The sequence below is a fragment of the Bisgaardia hudsonensis genome (genome assembly GCF_004345785.1).
Classification (GTDB): domain Bacteria; phylum Pseudomonadota; class Gammaproteobacteria; order Enterobacterales; family Pasteurellaceae; genus Bisgaardia; species Bisgaardia hudsonensis.
This window is the reverse complement of the sequence record NZ_SLXI01000014.1, coordinates 1-3,412: the sequence shown is the minus strand read 5'-3', so window position 1 is coordinate 3,412 and position 3,412 is coordinate 1. Positions and strand designations below refer to the sequence as shown.

2 rRNA genes are annotated in these 3,412 nt (G+C 47.0%); both read left to right on the top strand.

Annotation, left to right across the window (positions count from 1 at the left end):
- Positions 1-183: 183 nt before the first annotated feature.
- Positions 184-3,081, top strand: a 23S ribosomal RNA gene (locus EV697_RS09695).
- A gap of 207 nt (positions 3,082-3,288) precedes the next feature.
- A 5S ribosomal RNA gene (gene rrf / locus EV697_RS09690) occupies positions 3,289-3,403 on the top strand.
- Positions 3,404-3,412: the final 9 nt, after the last annotated feature.

Sequence of the window (3,412 nt, the reverse complement as noted above, 5' to 3'; positions counted from 1 at the left end):
ACATTGTCTTAATTGTTCTTTAAAAATTTGGAAACAAGCTGAAAAACTAAAGAGACTTTCAAGTCCGAAAGGATAAAGAGAAGTCTGAGTAAAGTTTTATAAAATCTTATATTGTAAAAGGCGATATAAGTGTTAGTTATCGAAATGAATCATAACCTCTCATAAAAATATTTGAGGTTGTATAGTTAAGTGACTAAGCGTACAGGGCGGATGCCTTGGCAATCAGAGGCGATGAAGGACGTGCTAATCTGCGAAAAGCTTGGATGAGTCGATAAGAGACGTTTAATCCAAGATATCCGAATGGGGAAACCCAATAGATGAAGAATCTATTATTTAATACTGAATACATAGGTATTAAAGGCGAACCGGGAGAACTGAAACATCTAAGTACCCCGAGGAAAAGAAATCAACCGAGATTCCGTAAGTAGCGGCGAGCGAAAGTGGAAGAGCCTGTTAGTGATAGTGGACTGGTAAGGAGAACAAGTTGGGAAATTTGGCAAAAAAGGGTGATAGCCCCGTATCCGAATACCAACCCATAGTACTAAGCTAACGACAAGTAGGGCGGGACACGAGAAATCCTGTTTGAAGATGGGGGGACCATCCTCCAAGGCTAAATACTCCTGATTGACCGATAGTGAACCAGTACTGTGAAGGAAAGGCGAAAAGAACCCCGGTGAGGGGAGTGAAATAGAACCTGAAACCCTGTACGTACAAGCAGTGGGAGCAAGATTAATCTTGTGACTGCGTACCTTTTGTATAATGGGTCAGCGACTTATATTTTGTAGCAAGGTTAACTGAATAAGGGAGCCGAAGGGAAACCGAGTCTTAACTGGGCGAATAGTTGCAAGGTATAGACCCGAAACCCGGTGATCTAGCCATGGGCAGGTTGAAGGTTGGGTAACACTAACTGGAGGACCGAACCGACTAATGTTGAAAAATTAGCGGATGACTTGTGGCTGGGGGTGAAAGGCCAATCAAACCGGGAGATAGCTGGTTCTCCCCGAAATCTATTTAGGTAGAGCCTTGAGCGGACACCTTTGGGGGTAGAGCACTGTTTCGGCTAGGGGGTCATCCCGACTTACCAACCCGATGCAAACTACGAATACCAAAGAGTGATACTCAGGAGACACACGGCGGGTGCTAACGTTCGTCGTGAAGAGGGAAACAACCCAGACCGCCAGCTAAGGTCCCAAAATCTATATTAAGTGGGAAACGAAGTGGGAAGGCTTAGACAGCTAGGATGTTGGCTTAGAAGCAGCCACCATTTAAAGAAAGCGTAATAGCTCACTAGTCGAGTCGGCCTGCGCGGAAGATGTAACGGGGCTAAATATAGTACCGAAGCTGCGGCATCAGTAGCAATACTGTTGGGTAGGGGAGCGTTGTGTAAGCGGATGAAGGTGAATCGAGAGGTTTGCTGGACGTATCACAAGTGCGAATGCTGACATAAGTAACGATAAAACGAGTGAAAAACTCGTTCGCCGGAAGACCAAGGGTTCCTGTCCAACGTTAATCGGGGCAGGGTGAGTCGGCCCCTAAGGCGAGGCTGAAAAGCGTAGTCGATGGGAAACGGGTTAATATTCCCGTACTTGGATAAACTGCGATGTGGGGACGGAGAAGGTTAGGTTAGCAGACTATTGGATGTCTGTTTAAGGCGGTAGGTGGGTATCTTAGGCAAATCCGGGATACCTTAACACTGAGAACTGATGACGAGTTTCTACGGAAACGAAGTAACTGATACCATGCTTCCAGGAAAAGCCACTAAGCTCTAGGTTTATCTAAACCGTACTGAAAACCGACACAGGTGGTCAGGTAGAGAATACTCAGGCGCTTGAGAGAACTCGGGTGAAGGAACTAGGCAAAATAGCACCGTAACTTCGGGAGAAGGTGCGCTTACAGTAATTGTAGTCCCTCGCGGACGAAGGTGAAGTAAGTCGAAGATACCAGCTGGCTGCAACTGTTTATTAAAAACACAGCACTCTGCAAACACGAAAGTGGACGTATAGGGTGTGATGCCTGCCCGGTGCTGGAAGGTTAATTGATGGTGTAATCGAAAGAGAAGCTCCTGATCGAAGCCCCAGTAAACGGCGGCCGTAACTATAACGGTCCTAAGGTAGCGAAATTCCTTGTCGGGTAAGTTCCGACCTGCACGAATGGCATAATGATGGCCAGGCTGTCTCCACCCGAGACTCAGTGAAATTGAAATCGCCGTGAAGATGCGGTGTACCCGCGGCTAGACGGAAAGACCCCGTGAACCTTTACTATAGCTTGACACTGAACCTTGAATTTTGATGTGTAGGATAGGTGGGAGGCTTTGAAGCGGTAACGCCAGTTATCGTGGAGCCATCCTTGAAATACCACCCTTTAACGTTTGATGTTCTAACGAAGCACCTGAAACGGGTGTTCGGACAGTGTCTGGTGGGTAGTTTGACTGGGGCGGTCTCCTCCCAAAGAGTAACGGAGGAGCACGAAGGTTTGCTAATGACGGTCGGACATCGTCAGGTTAGTGCAATGGTATAAGCAAGCTTAACTGCGAGACAGACAAGTCGAGCAGGTGCGAAAGCAGGTCATAGTGATCCGGTGGTTCTGAATGGAAGGGCCATCGCTCAACGGATAAAAGGTACTCCGGGGATAACAGGCTGATACCGCCCAAGAGTTCATATCGACGGCGGTGTTTGGCACCTCGATGTCGGCTCATCACATCCTGGGGCTGAAGTAGGTCCCAAGGGTATGGCTGTTCGCCATTTAAAGTGGTACGCGAGCTGGGTTTAGAACGTCGTGAGACAGTTCGGTCCCTATCTGCCGTGGGCGTTGGAGAATTGATTGGGGCTGCTCCTAGTACGAGAGGACCGGAGTGGACGCATCACTGGTGTTCCAGTTGTCTCGCCAGAGGCACTGCTGGGTAGCTACATGCGGAAGAGATAAGTGCTGAAAGCATCTAAGCACGAAACTTGCCAAGAGATGAGTTCTCCCAGACTAAAAGTCTGTAAGGGTTGTTGGAGACTACGACGTAGATAGGCTGGGTGTGTAAGTGTTGTGAGACATTGAGCTAACCAGTACTAATTGCCCGAGAGGCTTAACTATACAACGCTCAAGTGTTTTTGGGTGGTTGTTATGATAGATAACAAATAACAAAATAGACGAAAAGACGAATCGAAAGCGTGTTATTTTAGACAGAGAGTTACTTTAGACAGCTTGTTTTTAAATGATAAAGAATAGAAGAAGAGAGAATTAGTCAATAGTAAATAGACTAACAATCTTAGGATATAGACAAAACATCCAAAGAATAATCTTGGCGGCGATAGTGCAGTGGACCCACCTAATCCATGCCGAACTTAGAAGTGAAACGCTGTTACGCCGATGGTAGTGTGGGGATTCCCCATGTGAGAGTAGGTCACCGCCAGGTTACTAATTA